The sequence below is a fragment of the Pseudarthrobacter sp. NamB4 genome (assembly GCF_005796185.1).
GTDB lineage: Bacteria > Actinomycetota > Actinomycetes > Actinomycetales > Micrococcaceae > Arthrobacter.
In genome coordinates this window covers 1-15,693 of the sequence record NZ_VAHM01000020.1, presented here as the reverse complement: position 1 = coordinate 15,693, position 15,693 = coordinate 1, and the positions used below count along the sequence as shown (strand labels likewise).

Annotated in this window: 17 protein-coding genes; 6 read left to right on the top strand and 11 right to left on the bottom strand. The window is 65.7% G+C overall.

All coding sequences use genetic code 11. The annotated features are described in order from the left end of the window. Nucleotides 1–20: 20 nt before the first annotated feature. Nucleotides 21–854 (bottom strand): oxygenase MpaB family protein, encoded by an 834-nt coding sequence (locus FDW81_RS16100; RefSeq protein ID WP_370279118.1) that lies wholly within the window; start codon nucleotides 852–854, stop codon nucleotides 21–23. A gap of 257 nt (nucleotides 855–1,111) precedes the next feature. On the opposite strand from FDW81_RS16100, the gene FDW81_RS16095 reads away from it, so the two are divergent. From FDW81_RS16095 to FDW81_RS16080, 4 genes are all read left to right on the top strand, one after another. Next, nucleotides 1,112–1,528, top strand: coding sequence for an Hpt domain-containing protein (locus tag FDW81_RS16095; RefSeq protein WP_138135221.1), 417 nt, complete (start codon nucleotides 1,112–1,114; stop codon nucleotides 1,526–1,528). A gap of 75 nt (nucleotides 1,529–1,603) precedes the next feature. After that, nucleotides 1,604–2,068 (top strand): hypothetical protein, encoded by a 465-nt coding sequence (locus FDW81_RS16090; protein WP_138135220.1) that lies wholly within the window; start codon nucleotides 1,604–1,606, stop codon nucleotides 2,066–2,068. Further along, complete coding sequence (locus tag FDW81_RS16085; RefSeq protein ID WP_138135219.1) at nucleotides 2,065–3,777, top strand: DUF5671 domain-containing protein; 1,713 nt, start codon at nucleotides 2,065–2,067, stop codon at nucleotides 3,775–3,777. Before FDW81_RS16090 ends, FDW81_RS16085 begins: the two co-directional genes overlap by 4 nt. Before the next feature lie 94 nt (nucleotides 3,778–3,871). Next, a complete protein-coding gene (locus tag FDW81_RS16080) occupies nucleotides 3,872–4,294 on the top strand; it encodes a universal stress protein (protein WP_138135218.1) in 423 nt (140 codons plus the stop codon). An 86-nt stretch (nucleotides 4,295–4,380) separates the two neighbouring features. On the opposite strand, the gene FDW81_RS16075 is transcribed toward FDW81_RS16080, so the two are convergent. Further along, nucleotides 4,381–5,328, bottom strand: coding sequence for a polysaccharide deacetylase (locus tag FDW81_RS16075; RefSeq protein ID WP_138135217.1), 948 nt, complete (start codon nucleotides 5,326–5,328; stop codon nucleotides 4,381–4,383). A gap of 59 nt (nucleotides 5,329–5,387) precedes the next feature. Further along, on the bottom strand, nucleotides 5,388–6,908 hold the full coding sequence (locus FDW81_RS16070; protein ID WP_138135216.1) for a cytosine permease: 1,521 nt from the start codon (nucleotides 6,906–6,908) through the stop codon (nucleotides 5,388–5,390). 108 nt (nucleotides 6,909–7,016) lie between these two features. Between FDW81_RS16070 and FDW81_RS16065 the strand changes: the two genes are divergently transcribed. Continuing rightward, nucleotides 7,017–8,597, top strand: a complete 1,581-nt coding sequence (locus tag FDW81_RS16065) for a PucR family transcriptional regulator (protein ID WP_138135215.1) — start codon at nucleotides 7,017–7,019, stop codon at nucleotides 8,595–8,597. A 50-nt stretch (nucleotides 8,598–8,647) separates the two neighbouring features. Here the strand turns inward: FDW81_RS16065 and FDW81_RS16060 are convergent, their stop codons facing one another. The 3 genes from FDW81_RS16060 to FDW81_RS18185 form a co-directional block, all read right to left on the bottom strand. After that, nucleotides 8,648–9,466 carry an IclR family transcriptional regulator gene (locus FDW81_RS16060; protein WP_240720356.1) on the bottom strand — a complete coding sequence of 273 codons (819 nt, stop codon included), beginning with the start codon at nucleotides 9,464–9,466 and terminating at the stop codon, nucleotides 8,648–8,650. A gap of 85 nt (nucleotides 9,467–9,551) precedes the next feature. Beyond that, nucleotides 9,552–10,805, bottom strand: a complete 1,254-nt coding sequence (locus FDW81_RS16055) for an aminopeptidase P family protein (protein ID WP_138135213.1) — start codon at nucleotides 10,803–10,805, stop codon at nucleotides 9,552–9,554. Nucleotides 10,806–11,110: 305 nt separating this feature from the next. Continuing rightward, complete coding sequence (locus tag FDW81_RS18185) at nucleotides 11,111–11,311, bottom strand: hypothetical protein (protein ID WP_171027251.1); 201 nt, start codon at nucleotides 11,309–11,311, stop codon at nucleotides 11,111–11,113. Between the two features lie 233 nt (nucleotides 11,312–11,544). Between FDW81_RS18185 and FDW81_RS18180 the strand changes: the two genes are divergently transcribed. Then, nucleotides 11,545–11,709, top strand: a complete 165-nt coding sequence (locus FDW81_RS18180) for a hypothetical protein (RefSeq protein ID WP_171027252.1) — start codon at nucleotides 11,545–11,547, stop codon at nucleotides 11,707–11,709. Between the two features lie 160 nt (nucleotides 11,710–11,869). Here FDW81_RS18180 and FDW81_RS16050 read toward each other — a convergent pair whose 3' ends face one another. From FDW81_RS16050 to FDW81_RS16030, 5 genes are all read right to left on the bottom strand, one after another. After that, nucleotides 11,870–12,106 carry a hypothetical protein gene (locus FDW81_RS16050; RefSeq protein ID WP_138135212.1) on the bottom strand — a complete coding sequence of 79 codons (237 nt, stop codon included), beginning with the start codon at nucleotides 12,104–12,106 and terminating at the stop codon, nucleotides 11,870–11,872. Next, a complete protein-coding gene (locus FDW81_RS16045) occupies nucleotides 12,103–12,363 on the bottom strand; it encodes a hypothetical protein (RefSeq protein WP_138135211.1) in 261 nt (86 codons plus the stop codon). The genes FDW81_RS16050 and FDW81_RS16045 overlap by 4 nt, the downstream gene beginning before the upstream one ends. Nucleotides 12,364–12,369: 6 nt before the next feature. Further along, the gene (purU, locus tag FDW81_RS16040) at nucleotides 12,370–13,320 is read right to left on the bottom strand and encodes a formyltetrahydrofolate deformylase (protein WP_138135210.1); all 951 of its coding nucleotides are present in this window, start codon (nucleotides 13,318–13,320) and stop codon (nucleotides 12,370–12,372) included. Further along, nucleotides 13,317–14,804, bottom strand: a complete 1,488-nt coding sequence (gene cycA, locus FDW81_RS16035; RefSeq protein WP_138135209.1) for a D-serine/D-alanine/glycine transporter — start codon at nucleotides 14,802–14,804, stop codon at nucleotides 13,317–13,319. The genes purU and cycA overlap by 4 nt, the downstream gene beginning before the upstream one ends. Next, nucleotides 14,794–15,693 (bottom strand): methylenetetrahydrofolate reductase (locus FDW81_RS16030; protein WP_370279115.1); only part of this gene is annotated, 900 nt, incomplete at its 5' end. The genes cycA and FDW81_RS16030, both read right to left, overlap by 11 nt.

Here is a 15,693-nt window from a genome sequence, read left to right as displayed (position 1 = left end):
GGGTGCCGCCGTCGTTCGGCCTACTTCAGTGACCCGGCGGGCTTGCGTTGTTTGGCGGGCCACCATTGCTTTGCGGGACCGGGCTCCCCGTGAAGCTCGGCGTCAAGGCTGTTCAGGCAGTAGTTTTTAAACCAGTGCCGGATGCCCTGCGGCAACTTGGGATAAACCACGGACAGGATGCGCATGGTGCTGTCGAAGCGGCGCTGGTGGCGTTCGCTCCACGGCAGGCCGAAGTCCTTGCGCAGCTGCTCCGGAAGGAGTCCGGCCGTGAGGAACCTTGCCGGCGGAATGATGACACGGTACCAAAGGGCCGTGTGCTTCGGGTACAGCAGTCCGCGGCCCACGCGGATGCCGGCGTCTTCCGCCCGCAGGTTGGCGATCCGCTCTTCCCAGTAGCGTCCGAAGGCGGCCCGGTCCTTCGGCCACATGCCCGCCGGAAGCTGCAGGGCTGTGCCGATCCGCGCATAGTCCTGGTACATGGCATCGGCCGATTCGTCGTCGAGCGGTCCGTAAATCTTCTCGATGACTGTAACTGCCGTGTCATAGAGGGTGGCCACCACCCACAGCTGCAATTCGGGATCGTAGGCGTTGTACCCGGGCGAGGTCCCGTTGTCTGCCCTGCGGACCGGCACGTGGGCGCGGTTGACCCGGCGCCGGACCGCATTGACCTGCTCCTCGTTGCCGTAGACGATGGCGTAGACGTAGGTCAGGGTTCCCTTGAGCCTGTTGACGGGACGGCCGGTGAACGTGCTGTTCTCGTGGACTCCCCGGCCTACCGGGGGATCGGCAAGCTGCAGCAGGAGTGCCCGCCCCGCGCCCGCGAGCAGGATGGCTTCCGCGCCGTAATCTGCCATTCCCCGCACCATCTCAACAGGGTACCGGAGGGGCAGAAGGGATGGCGACGGCACTCCACCGCTATTACTGGGACGCATGTGAAGGTCGAGGGAACCGTTGTCCTCCTGCCAGCACGAGCAGCGCCCTTGGAAAATCGAGTACACGCCACTCGTGTCCTCGATCCCCTCTCCCCGTACCGTCCTTTGAAAGTCCTGCGGACGGCCGTGGGTGCTGCGGATGTCAGGGGGCGGTTCATGGGGTCCATGGAAGCACCGTCATGACGCAGTCCAACGGTTACGCCCGGCCCCTCCTGGATCCGGCAGTCCTGGAACGGCTGCGCGCAGACCTCGAGGATGACGAGGGGGTCTGGAAGGTATTCATCGAGGACTACATCAGCAACATGCCCCACAGGCTGCAGCGGGTACGCCTCACACTCACCACCGGGGACGTTGCCGGTGCCATGGACGCGGTCCTGAGCCTCAAGACGTCCAGCCAGATGGTGGGGGCGGAGATGCTGGCGGGGCTTACCGAGGACCTCGAACAATCCCTGCGTGAGGAGGTCAGGACCGGGGACCCGGCCGTGGTCCTTCCCCGGCTTGCCGCCGAGCACCTCCGCCGGATCAAGCAGTGCGCCCAGCGCACCATCTATGTCCTTCAGGACCATCTCGCACAAAGGCCCCCGCCTGCGGTATGAGGCTCCAGTTGGGCGCGGGAAATACCCGCGCCCAAGACACCGGCGAAAGCGGGGCAAAGAGTGCATACTGGCGCCATGACTGATGCAGTGCGAAAACCGGACCGGATCCTCCTCGTGCTGCTCGGCGTCATCGGAGTGCTGGTTGTGGTGGCCCTTGCCGTTGTCTTTTCGAGAGGCGATCCTGAACCGCTGGATGAGGCCAGCCCGGCAGGAGTCGTCCAGCGGTACAGCACCGCAGTCATCGACGGCGACACTGCCACGGCCGAGTCCTACCTCACCGAGGCCGCCCGGAGCATCTGCCGTGGCTCCTTCTCCGGTGAGCCACTGCCCTCCCGTGTGGTCCTGATTTCGACGACGGAGCGCGACCAGGCAGCCACCGTGAAGGTTTCGATTGTCCACTCGTCCCAGAACGGACCCTTCGGCCCTTCAGAGTATGAGATGGAGGACATTTTCTCCTTGGCCAGGGAGGACGGGAGCTGGAAGATCAGCCAGGTGCCGTACCCGCTGATGGCCTGCTCCGGGATGCCGGCGAAACCATGACGTCCCCGCCGCGGCTGGCGGTCCCCGCCACCGTTCCCGCCCAGGCCACCTTGCGCCGGCTGATCCTGTACGCCCTGCTGTTTGCCCTGGTGGTGATCGCGGCCAGCGGCGTCAGCGGGTTGCTGGAGCGGCTTTTCACGTCCGGAGCTGTTCTGGCGTCCTCGGATGTCGGCGGGCTTGCCCTCTCCCTGGCCTTCACACTGATCGGCGGACCGCTCGCCCTGCTGTTGTGGTGGTTCGTCTGGCGCAGGCTCGATGACGAGGCGGAGCGCACCTCTGCAGGCTGGGGCCTCTACATCACCGCCGTGTACGCTGTCTCGCTCATCGTCTTCACCACAGCCTTTCTCGGGCTCGCGTCGTCGCTCATAGGGCAGCGCGGCAGTGATTGGGCCTCGGCGCTTGCCAACGGAATAGTCTGGGCAGCCGTCTGGGCCTGGCACCGCTGGATGTGGAAGCACCCCGTGAAGCCGACGTCGCATCTGGACGATGGGCGGGCCGTTGTCGGATCGGTGTTTGGCCTGCTGCTGGGCGCCGGAGCCGGCATCGCCGCGCTCGGCGGGCTGCTCGACGTCGCGGTCCGCGGGTTCCCGCTGACGGTGACCGTTGAGCCCTGGTGGTACCCCGTCCTCCGCTCGCTCGTGTGGGCGGCAGGCGGAATCATCGTGTGGTGGTGGCACTGGTTCAGGGAAGGCGGGCGAAGCTTCCGGACGGGCCTCGTTGACGTCATCACGATTACCGTCGGCGTCTTTGTTGCCGGCATTACAGCCCTGGGCGGCGCCGGGGTGGTCCTGTTTGTGCTCCTCCGTCTGGCATTCGACCGGGACGACCCGATGAACGAACTGCTTGAGCCGCTGGCACCGGCCATTGCTGCAGCAGTCATCGGATCGCTTGTGTGGCGCTACCACCGGTTGGTGTCGGGCCGCCGCTCCCCCGAGACAGTGCGGGCAAGCCTCCTGGTCACGTCCGCGGTTGCCCTCACCGCGGCAGCCTCCGGTGTTGGCGTCATTGTCAATGCCATGCTGGCCGCAGCCGTGTCGCCGTTGGCAGGAGGGGCAACGCGAACCCTGCTCCTGGGCGGCATCAGTTCCCTTCTGGTGGGCGGCCCGCTCTGGTGGCTCGCGTGGAAGCCCCGGAAGCAGCCTCAAACTGCTGCCGACATTCCGCCCGGCCGCCGCATCTACCTGGTGGCGTTCTTTGGCGTCAGCGCCGTGGTCTCACTCATCACGCTCCTGGTGATCGGCTACCGGCTCTTCGAGTTCCTCTTGGGGGACGTATCGGGAGGCAGCCTTCTTGACCGCATCCGCGCACCACTTGGCCTCCTGGTGGCTGCGGGCCTCGTGGCCGGCTACCACTTCCCCCTGTGGCGGCACGACCGGGTCCTCCTCGCCGCCGTCCAACCCACCCGGAAGCAGACCATTGAACAGGTCATCCTGGTCATTGGGTCCCAGCAGAATGGCGAGGTCTTGGCCAGGGGCATTGCCGAAGCGACGGGCGGCGCCAGGGTCACCGTCTGGCTGCGGGCGGACGACGGCGGCGCTGACCTTTCGCCCTCGGGCCCAGGTTCCGAGGGGGCTGCTTCCCTTGCGGTGGACGGGGCAGTCCAGGAGGTGATGGGTGCCTTGGCTGGAGTCACGGCGCAGCATGTCCTGGTGGTTCTCGGGGCGGGAAAGACGCCGGAAGTGATCCCCCTGCGTACCCCGCCAAAGTGACGCCATCCGTAAAATGACATGGGGTCTTCAGCCTGAACTTCCCTAGACTGGCCAGTGGACGTTTGAACCACGGACGAGAGCAAAGGAGCAAGGCATGAGCGGAGAAGTTGTTGTAGGGGTGGACGGCAGCGCATCGGCCCGGAAGGCCGCGGAGGTGGCACTGGGACTGGCGGAAAAGCTGGGAGCCCCACTCCACATCGTCACCGCCTTCGAGAGCGACACCCCGGAAACCTTCGGGGTCGGCTCCGACCAGGTGAAGGTCTTCAGCGCGGACAGCGCCGAAAACGTTGCGAAATCACTGGCAGCATCGCGCCCGGGAGTGCAGGTGACGCACTTCGCCGCCCGCGGCAAGCCCGCCGACTCCCTCATCAGGGAAGCCATCCGCTTGGACGCTCAACTGATCGTGGTGGGCAACCGGAGGATGCGCGGCATCGGCCGGCTCTTGGGCAGCGTCGCGAACAGCGTGGCGCACAACGCCCCCTGTGATGTCTACATCGCCAACACTTACGAGGACTGACAGTCCCTAAAGGCCCTGCGGCACCCAGGGCAATGACGGACGACGGCGGGAGGTCCCGCCGTCGTCCGTCATTGCCCGTGACGGGGCTACTTCAGCGCACCCTCCCGCACCCTTGCAGGCTCAAACTGCGCACCGGCGCCGGGAAACGTGGGTACCTCGATCCGGGCATGGCTGTGGATTTCGTTCACCGTGGCCTTGGTGTGCTCCGCGATCTTCTCCATGGTGGTCACCCACATGCCGTCCATGGCCTTCACCCGCTCAATCAGCTGTTCCAGCGCCACCGCCTTTGACGGCCGGCCCGAGATGAACGGGTGGTTGGTCAGGACGAAGCAGCTGCCCTGGGAGTGGTGCGCCTCGGCCTCCAGCGTCCACATCTCCAGCACCTTCGCCGGGCTCTCGATGACACCGCTGCCGGTCACGCCCGGGTAGAACGCGTACTGCTCCCAGTCGTCCAGGGCCCAGTCCACCGGGATCTCCACGATGTCGCGGGGATCATCGGCAGCCACCGCAAAGCGGTAGGGGGCGTCGCCGTCGAGCAGGCTCGAATCGTAGAGGAACCCCCGGTCCGCCAGCAGCCCCGGCGAATGCCAGTTCAGCTCCCACCACGGCGCGCGGTAACCCACCGGACGGACGCCCGCCACTTTCGCCAGGGCCTCGAGGCCCCGGTCCAGGTAGCTGGCCTCGGTGCACGGGTCGATGCCCTGCATCGGCTCGTGCAGGTAGCCGTGGTGCGCCACTTCATGCCCGCCATCCACAATCCGGCGGACCACGTCCGGGTAGGACTCAACCGTAAAGCCGGGGATGAAGAAGGAGGCTTGGATGTCCTGGCGTTCCAGAATTTTCAGGAGCCGGGGCACGGCCACCTTGGGCCCGTAGGACTGGTGGGTCATCAGCGACATCCGGCGTGTGCTGGTGGGGTCGTGGGCTATGGTGCAGGATTCCGCGTCCACGTCGAAGGTGAAGGACGCGGCTGCCTTGTAGCCGTCGGGCCAGATGATGGGATGCAGGAGGTCAGCGATGGCGGGCTGGTTCACGATGGAGTCCTTTCGGCGGGCCCGCAACGGGCCCGCCTGAAGAGAGTGGAAGGAAAGGGTCAGAGGACCGGGATGACCGTGTTGCCGGTGCCCTCCGGCTCGGCGGCAACGCGGTTCTTGGAGCCGACGTACCGAATGTGCGCACGCGGGCCGAGCACTGCGTAGACGCCCGCGCTGGTCAGGCCGCCTGCCAGCCAAGACAGGTCCCAGCCGCCCAGCGCCACTGCGATGGGGCCCTGCATGACGGGGATCAGGCCGTACATAAACAGCCAGGTGGCGAAGATGCCGGCCAGGAGGGAGGTAACGCCCGCCCAGTTGATACCGGGGAGCCGGGAAGTGCCGACGCCGTCGAACAGCCGTTGGGGGTCGCCCGGCCAGCGCTTCTCCAGCCAGAAATAGTGCACCAGCATGACCCCGCCCCAGGCGGCCACCCAGGCCACCAGGCCGATGAGCCAGGCGTCCAGGACAGCGGCAAAGTCCTCCTGGAAGATGAAGAAGACGACGGCGGCCAGCGAGAAGACGCCGACGAACAGGTTCAGCTTGCGGCGGCTGATGGAGATGTCCAGCGCTTGGGTGGCCACGGAGAACGTGTAGATGTTCAGGATGTTGGTGGCGATGGGGCCGTGCAGCACCATCAGGAGCACCGGCAGGGCCAGAACGCCGAAGTTCTGCACGATCAGCTTCCCAGGGTCAACCTCGCCGCTGTTCGTGGCCAGGCTGGCACCAAGGATGCCGAGCCAGACCACCGGGATGAACTGCCCCAGGACCGAGGCCAGGTAGACCTTTTTCCTGGGCACCGAGGTGCTGACAAAGCGGGAGTAATCGGCGGCATAGGTGAACCAGGTGATGCCCCATCCGATGCCAATAGCGGTCATCACGGCGCTCATGGCGGCGATCCGCTCCGAGCCTTCCAGAATGGCGCCGGCCGGACCCGCGTAGGACCAGTTGATCTCCATGCCGAACCAGGCGACGGCGGACATGACGGCCAGGATGACGATGGTGGGCGGGACGGTCCACTTTTCGAACGCGGCGATAGCCTTGTACCCGAACCAGGCGATGGCCACCTGCGCCGCCATGATCCCCGTGGCCACGGCGATCTTCCAGCCATAGTTCTGCGCCTCCGGATCCACCCAGCCGAGGGTGCCGAACAATGCCATCACCAGGTCCAGGATGATCCAGGTGTTGACGGCGCACCAGCCGATGACCAGCAATGCCTGGATGGCGGCCGGAAGGTAATTGCCGCGGCGACCGAATGCCGCGCGGGCCAGGACCATGCCGGTGGCGCCGGTCTTCTGGCCAAGGAGCACGAAGCAGCCGAAGAGGAGCATGCCGATCAGGTTGCCCAGGACCAGGACGGTCACAGTGTCCGCAAAGCCGAGCCCCAGGTGGATGCCGAGCGCCCCCAGCACCCAGTTGATCGGAGCGAGGTTGGCGCCCGCCCAGATCCAGAACTGGCCGGAGACTTTGCGGGTGCGGGCGGATTCGGGGATGGGCTGGAGCCAGGCTTCGTGGTCCGCCGCAGTGTTGTTGTTTGCATCAGCCGCGCGCCGTTGCGCTGCTGTAGAAAGCTTTTCTTGCATGGGGAGCCTCCATGAGGTGGATGGATACTCACAAGGCTATGTGGCCCCCGTCACAAGCAACAAGATACGATATGTCGAACATATTGCTCTACTACTTTACGGATTGTCATGTCAGTGTTCCTAGGGGAAATACTCGCCCACCCCGCCCTGGCCTCCGCCGATCCCGTGGTCCATCCGCCGGGGGCACATACCTATGCGCAGCCCGTGCGCTGGGTCCACTCCAGCGAGGTGCTGGACATCGCTCCCCTGCTGCGGGGCGGTGAGTTGCTGCTCTGCGGCGGCATCACCCTGGCCTCGGCCACGCCGGAGAAGCGTGAGGAGTATGTCCGCGCACTCGCGCAGCGCGGCATCGCGGCGCTGGCCATCGAAACCGGGGGCGCCCTGCCCGAGATCCCGGCCGCGATGCTGGAAAAGGCCCGGGAGTACGGGCTTCCGGTGGTGGAGCTCCGCAAGGTGGTGCCGTTCGTTGGCGTCATGCAGGCCATCAATTCGATCCTGGTGAGCGAATCCGTGGGTCACCTCCAGCAGGCGGACGCGGCCACCCGTGCCATGGCTGCCGAGCTGGCCCACGGAGCCTCCCTGGACAAAATTTTGGGGGTATTGGCCGGCATCACCGGCTCAGCAGTGAGGCTCACCTCCCCGTGGGGTGTTGCGATGGGGAGCGCCGCGCCGGAGAGCTGGGAGGGCGACGGCGGCAGGCCCGACGACGAAGCAGTGGCAGGCGGGCAAGGCGGGGATCCCGGGGCGGCCGGCCGCGTGGCGATCAGCGTGGACATACCCGTGCGCGGTGTCCTGATGGGCAGGCTTGAAGTCCAGGTGAAGCAGGGGGCAGACACCGCCCTTGCGCACGTGGCGGGGGAACGTGCCGTCGACATCCTGGGCCTGGCGTTGCTGCAGCACACGCCTCCCGGGCTGCATGCTCTGGCCGGCGCCGAGCTGATGCGCGCAGTGCTCACTTCCGCGCCGGCGTGGCGCCTCGAGCAGCTGGCACCGGGCGCCGGTTTCCCGGCCGAGTCCCCCGCCGTGGTGGCGGCAATCCACGCCGCGTCCCCGCAAGAGCTGCGTGGCGCCGTCGAGACGTTCCTGAACTCAAGCCGCATTCCCAGCGCGGCCTATCAGGACGATGCGGAGCTTGTGGTGATGATCGGCCTGCCCGCGGACGACACCGTGGGCGCGCGGCGGAAGCTCCTGGAATCCCTGCAAGGACTGGAGGGAGACCAGGACGCAACGGTGGCCCTGGGGCCGGTTGCCGGCAGGGTGGCGGAGGCTGCCTGGTCCCTGGCCGAAGCGCGCCGCGCACTGGAGATTCGCCAGGTCCGGCGGCGCAACGCATCGCCTCGCAGGCGGCATCCGGATCATGGGCGGGTGGTTGTTGATGCGGAGGACACCGCCGTGGAGAGCCTCGCCCTGACGGCCATCGACGCGTCCGCGCGGGAGGCGTTCGTCACTCGCCAGCTGCGTGCGGTCCTGGAGCATGATGCGCAGCGGCAGTCTCAGTTGCTGGAGACGCTGCAGGTGTGGCTGGACTCCGGCTGCAACACTGCCCAGTCCGCACGCGAACTGCACCTGGAGCGGCAGTCAATGCACCACCGGCTGCAGCGGATCTTCGAGCTGTGCGGCGGCGACCCCCGGGGCACAGGCCGGCTGGCTTCCCTGCACCTGGCGGTGCGGATGGCGGGCCTGGCCTGACCGAAGGCATGCGCTGACCCGGCCAGGTTGGGTTACTTGGCGGGGCCGGCTTACTTTGCCGGGCGGCCGCCGAGGCGCGTGGTCACCTGCGCGGCCGCGGCGACGCACGCTTCGCCCAGGGTCTCCAGCCGTTCCCGCGAGACACGGAAGCGCGGGGCGGAGATCAGCACGACGGCGGCTACGTCACCGCGGTGGTCGAAGACCGGTGCGGCAACCCCCACCTCGTCGAGGGAGGATTCGCCGTAGTTCTCCGCCCAGCCCCGGCTGGCCACGTCCCGCAGCCTTGCCTCGTAGGTTTCCAGGCCGGCGTCGTCCAGGCCGGGATAACTGACGGAACCGCTGCGCAGCAGTTCACGGACCCGCTCGGCGGGCCGGGCTGCCAGGAACACCTGCACCGAGGCGCTGACGGCGTCCCGGTACCGCGCACCCAAGGGTGTGGTGTGCTTGATCTGGTGGTGGCTGGCGATCTGCTCCACACAGATCGCTTCGCCGCCGCTCCATACCATCAGGGCGCTGGTTTCCCCAGTCTGCTCGGTCAGTTGCCGCAGGACGGGATAGGCCACACGGCGCTCGTCCATCTCAGCCAGCAGCGGCCCGGCAACGGCGATAAGTCCCAGCCCCAGTCGGAAACGGCGGCTTTCCGGATCCCGTTCCACAAGGTTTTCCTGCTCCAGGGTGGCCAGGATCCTCGAGACGCTGCTCTTGTGCATACCCACCCGGCCGGCGATTTCGGTGACTCCCAGCAGCGGTTGTTCCGGAGTGAAGGTGCGCAGGACGGCGATCGCGTTGACGACGACGGAGGCGCCTTTCGCGTCGGCCGTGCCGTTGGCGCCGGTTCCGTGGGTTTCTCTGGCTGCTGGTGGAGTCATGGTAGCTATCATCTTTCCCTACGTTCGGCGGAGACGCCGAAAGCGGCGCCACGGATTCCGCAGCGCCGCTCCCTGCTTCTGGGGCTTATGCGTCGACGATGTTGTGCTCGGGCCCGAACGGGAACCTGGTGATGTTCTCCACCGTGCCCTCGCCGATGACTAGGATGTCGTGCTCGCGATATCCGCCGGCGCCGGGCTGTCCGTCGGCAACGGTGATCATCGGCTCCATGGACACCACCATGCCGGGTTCCAGGACGGTTTCAATGTCCTCTCGGAGCTCCAGGCCGGCCTCGCGTCCGTAGTAGTGGCTGAGGACGCCGAAGGAGTGGCCGTAGCCGAAGGTGCGGTTGGCCAGCAGGCCGTGGCTGATGTAGATCTCGTTCAGTTCGGCGGCGATGTCCTTGCAGACCGCGCCGGGCTTGATGAGTTCCAGGCCGCGCTTGTGGACTTCGACGTTGATGTTCCACAGTTCCAGGGAGCGCTCATCCGGCTGGCCGAGGAAGAGCGTGCGCTCCAGTGCGGTGTAGTAGCCGGAGGTCATCGGGAAGCAGTTGAGTGAGAGGATGTCGCCCTGCTGCACCTTGCGGGTGGTAGCCCAGTTGTGCGCGCCGTCGGTGTTGATGCCGGACTGGAACCACACCCAGGTGTCGCGGACTTCGCGGTGCGGGAAAGTCCTGGCGATCTCGTGCACCATGGCTTCGGTGCCGATGAGGGCCACCTCGTATTCGGTGATTCCCTCACGGATCGCGGCGCGGATGGCCTCGCCGCCAAGGTCGCCGATGCGTGCGCCGTGCTTGATGACCTCTATCTCCTCAGCGGATTTGATCATCCGCTGGCGCATGGCGTCCTGGGAGACGTCCAGGAGTTCGGCACCCGGGAAGGCGGCTGCGATCTTTTCGCGGGTCAGCCCCGGGAGGAAGTCGTCCTCAACGCCGATCCGGTTGGCCTTGACGCCGCGTTGGCGCAGCGCCTCCTGCAGGCCGAAGTAGAAGTTGTCGCGGCGCCAGTCAGTGTAGACGATGTTCTCGCCGTAGGAGGTGCGCCATGGCATGCCTGCATCGATGTTGGCGGTGACCGTGACTGAGTCATCGGCAGTGACCACCAGGGCGTAGTTGCGGCCGAACGTGGTGTAGAGGAAATCGGAGTAGTACTTGATGCCGTGGTAACTGGTCAGGATGACCGCATCCAGGTCCTTGGCGGCCATGATGTTGCGGAGTCCGGCGAGGCGGCGTTCGAATTCCGCATCCGAGAAGGTCAGCTTCTCCTTCTTCCCGTTGTGCAGGACTTTCAGGCGCTCGAGTTCGGCGACGGAGGACGCGGTTTCGACTGTGGTGGTCATAGTTATACCTTTCGTTAGAACACTTCCGGATTCGGAAGGAGCAACTAGGTTGCAAGCTCTGCAACACTGTTGCTCCAAAGGTAGGTTGTGACATCAGCAACGGTCAAGGGTGCGCCAGTACCTTTTCGCCCGATTCACCGAAAATCGTAGTCACGGTCCGCCCGGCGCCCCATTTCAATTGGTCACTGTAGAGCAACGCAGTTTCCAATAACGGAACAATGCCGACAAAAAGGGGGCTGCCAGTGTCCCTGGCAGCCCCCGGAGAAAAGACGAACGACGGCGGGTGCGTCCCGCCGTCGTTCGCTTTACTGTGAATTGTTGTCCTGCCGGGGTTCGTCACCGTGCGGATGGCTGCGGTGGCGGGCTTCCTGCAGGTGGTGCTCCAGCTTTTCCTCCGCCTCGCGGCGGCGCTGGCCCACGATGCGCATCTGCTGGGTTGTTGGTGCCGTGTGGGCATGCAGGTGCGGGCCTCGGTCATGCGGGCTGCTGGCCCTGTTGTCTTGCATAGGGACATGGTCCCACCACACGCGGCCTGCGGGAAAGTGCCGTCGGCGCTGCCGCCTGAGCTCGGGACGTCCTTCTCGATCTCCGCGGCTGGTTCGTCCGTCCTGCTTCTGTGGCTTCCTCCGGACGTCCTTCATCAAGATTTGCGCAGTTTATCCCGACGGTAGATAAATCCTCTTCCGCTCACTTCTCCTCCTGCCTAGGGTGGCTTTCACAGACTCACCAAGGGGGAAATATGAAGAGCGCGGATGACCACCCACTGGACACGCTTGACGACGTTCAGCAGCAGCTTTCTGCAGAGCCGCTGGAGGGCCGGCAGCGGACGGTTGCCGAGTGGACCGGCGATCTTCTCCTCGGGATGCATCAGCCCATCCAGTTCCGGCTCGCCGACTGGCCCTAGGAGTTTCCGTGGCCCGCGCCGCTGCAAAGTGCGGGCCACCTGGATCACCGGTATGACTCCCCCGGTTTAGGCTTCGGGAGCCATGCGCCCAACACGGCCAGCGCAGTAATCCAGGTTGTTACCCGCCGTTTCCGGCCCGCACGCCCTTCAGGCAGGAACTTTAGCTCGAGACGTCCCGTTCGATCTCCTCGGCGAGGTCATCCACCACTTCGGGGCGCAGGTCGATGCCCGCATTCTCGAAGCGTTCCTCGAGCACATGGCTTACGTCATCCTGGACATGGCCCAGGCGGATCTCGTCCTTGACGTCTTCGGCAATGCTTTCGGCGGTTTCGACGCCGTCAACCTCCGCCATGCTGTCGTCATCAAAAGGGGCACCTGCGGTATCAGAGTCAGTCATACCCCATGGTTGCCGGTTGCCGGCGTCGGGTCAACAACCTGGCCCTTGATCTCGACTTTGACGAAGTCCTCCCGGTGGAACATCCGGCGTTCCGGCCAGCCGTCCAGCACCACCCACAGGACGGAGCCGTCCGGAGTGCTGCCGTCCACCACACCGCAGCCGATGTGCTGCCCGTCCCGTGAAAGCCGCACCCACTGCCCCATCGGCAGGGCGGTCCATGCCACCCGGCGCCAGCCCGGTGCTTCCCCGTGCTTCATGGCCAGCTACCGCAGGATGACCGTGCGGTTGCCCAGCAGCAGGATCCGTCCCTCGCAGTGCCAGCGGACGGCGTTCCGCAGCGCCACGCACTCCGCGTCCCGGCCCACCGCCACCAGGTCATCGGCCGTGTAGGTGTGGTCCACCTCGATGACCTGCTGCGAAATGATCGGCCCCTCGTCCAGTTCGGCGTTGACGTAGTGTGCCGTAGCGCCGACCGTCTTGACGCCGCGCTCGTACGCCTGGTGGTACGGCTTTGCGCCCTTGAAGCTGGGCAGGAACGAGTGGTGGATGTTGATGGTCCTGCCGGCCAGCTGGGCCGAAAGCCCGTCGCTGAGCACCTGCATGTACCGGGCCAGGACCACCAGCTCCACATCGAAGGCGTCCACAAGCTCCAGCAGCCGGGCTTCGGCGTCGGGCTTGGTGTCCTTGGTGACCGGCACATGGAAGAACGGGATGCCGTGCCACTGCACCAGGCCTTCCTGGTCGCGGTGGTTGGAGACGACGGCGACAATCTCCACGGGGATATCGCCAGTGCGCGCCCGGAACAGCAGGTCGTTCAGGCAGTGTCCCATTTTGGACACCATCACCAGCACCCGGCGCTTGCGGCCGTGCGGCTCAAGCTGCCAGTTCATCTGCCACTTTTCCGCAACAGGCTCGAAGCTCCGGCGGAGATCATCGGTGCGGAGGGGCTCGCCCGGGTCAGGCCCGGACGGATCCCGACCTGGCCCCGGCGCGGACGTGAAATGCACCCGCATGAAGAAGTGTCCTTGCGCCTTGTCGCCGTACTGCTTGATGTCCATGATGTCGCAGCCGTGCTCCAGCAGGAACGCGGACACCGCGTGCACAATGCCGGGCGATTCCTTGCAGTCCACCGTCAGGACATGCTCGACGGCGGCAGCAGGGTCAGCCGTTACGGCACCGACTGCGGGGGCTGGCGCTTCGAGTGATGTGCTCATTTCTGCACCCCGTTCCCTGCCCCATCGAAGTCGCGGCGGATCGCGGACGCTTCGGCGTCCAGGTCCTGGGCAAGCTCGGATTTGAAGGTCTCGTACCGTGCCAGGTGGGCGGGGCGGCGGCGGAGCACCAGCCATGCTGCGCCGAGGACCAGGAACCACACCGGCGTCACCAGCAGCGCCATCAGGGTGTCCGGTTGCGTGGTCAGCGCCCAGAGGACAAAGGCGAAGAACGCGAACACCATCCAGACCATGGGTACGCCGCCCGGCATCCGGTATTTGGAGGCAGCGTGCAGATGGGCACGGCGGCGGCGGAAGGCCAGGTAGCTGGCCAGGATGATGGACCAGACGAACACGAAGCAGACGGCGGATACGGTGGTCACCATTTCGAAGGCCTTGCCGATGTCCTGGCCGGCGTACATGAGCACGACGCCGGAGAGCAGCAGTACGCAGGAGAGGAACAGGGCGTTCTGCGGGACTTTGCGGGCAGACAGGTTGCGGAAGACCGACGGCGCGTCCCCCTCCTGGGCGAGCCCGTAAACCATGCGGGAGGTGGAGTAGATGCCGGAGTTGGCCGAGGACATGGCCGAGCTGAGCACCACCAGGTTCACCACGGTGGCTGCGGCGCCGAGGCCGGCGAGGGAGAACATGGCGATGAACGGGCTGTGGCCGGCCTGGAACTGGGTCCACGGGGTGACGGACATCAGGATGATGAGGGCGCCCACATAGAAAAGGAGCACGCGGATCGGGATGGAGTTGATGGCCCTGGGCAGGTTCTTCTCCGGATCCTTCGCCTCGGCAGCCGTGGTGCCCACCAGCTCAATACCCACGAACGCGAACACCGCAATCTGGAAGCCGGCAACGAAACCCATGAATTCATTGGGGAAGAACCCGCCGTGGCTCCACAAGTTCGTGAAGGTGGCAGGGCCGGCGTCGGACTGGAAGCCCGTGAAGATCATGAACGTGCCCACGATGATCAGCGCCGCGATGGCGATGATCTTGATCAGCGCGAACCAGAACTCGGTCTCGCCGAAGGCCTTTACCGTAACGAGGTTCAGGAGCAGGAGGATGGCCACGGTGGCCAGGCCAGGGATCCACAGCGGCAGCCCCGGCCAGAGCTCCTTGGAGTAGCCGGCAATGGCGATCACGTCTGCGATGCCGGTGATCACCCAGCAGAACCAGTAGGTCCAGCCGGTGAAGAAGCCGGCCCAGGGTCCCAGGAGGTCCGCCGCAAAGTCACTGAAGGATTTGTAGTTCAGGTTGCTGAGCAGCAGCTCACCCATGGCCCGCATGACGAAGAACAGCATGAAGCCGATGATCATATAGACGAAGATGACGGACGGCCCGGCGGCGGAAATGGTCTTGCCGGAGCCCATGAACAGGCCGGTGCCGATGGCGCCGCCAATGGCGATCAGCTGGATGTGCCTGTTGGTCAGTTGCCGCTCCAGGTGCGGCTCCTGGTGGGCCGTAAGGGGTTTAGTGGTCACGTGCTGCTCCTCGAATCGACGTTGGTTGGAGTGCTGCTGTTGTGGACGTGTGGCCCGGCTCTTTGCCGTTGGGGAGGCCGGGGATGGAATCAAGGCTGTTGAAGCTGTAGAGATGGATGCCGGCGAGGTTACCGGGCTGGCTTCCCAGCTCGGTGATGAGGCTGTCCGGCGAGTAGCGGTCCCCGCTCAGGAGCTTGCGCGCCAGCGGGCCTTTGCGGCTAAGAAACTTCAGGGAACTTCCGACGCCGATCTGCGTGGCAAGTGCCACGAGTTTCGTCCGCGGGACTGACCCTGCCACGCCGGCCCAGACGGGCAGGTTGACGCCTTCTCGGCGCAGCAAGGCGGCGTAGTCGTGGACCTTGTCCGCGGAAAAGCACATCTGGGTGACCACATGGGTGGCCAGGTACTGCTTGGCCAGCAGGCCGTCCAGCAAGTCCACGGGGCTGACCAGCGGGTGGCCTTCCGGGTAGCCCGCCACCCCTGCCCGCATCAAGCCGCCGCTGTACTGTGCGATGTCTTCGAGGACCGGAAGCGCCGAGTCGTAGCCTCCGGCAGGCTGCTTCCGGTCTCCCCCAATGACGAAGACTTCGCGGATGCCCGCGGCATCGCAGCCGCGGACAATCTCGGTGAGTTCGGCACGGGTGCGGATGCTCCGCGCGGCGAGGTGCGGGACCACCGCATAGCCGGCGTCGCTCAGCTCCACGGCAGTCCGCATGGTCCGCTCAATGCCGTGGTGCGGCAAACAGGTGACGCTGAGCGCGGTGGTCCGGGGCACGAGGGCCCGGACCTGCTCCACGATGCCCTCGGAAGGGATGACTTCAATTCTGACGGGGAACATCATTGGTCCTGTCTGTTTCAGGTTCTGGTTATTCCGGATCAGGCCGAGGCG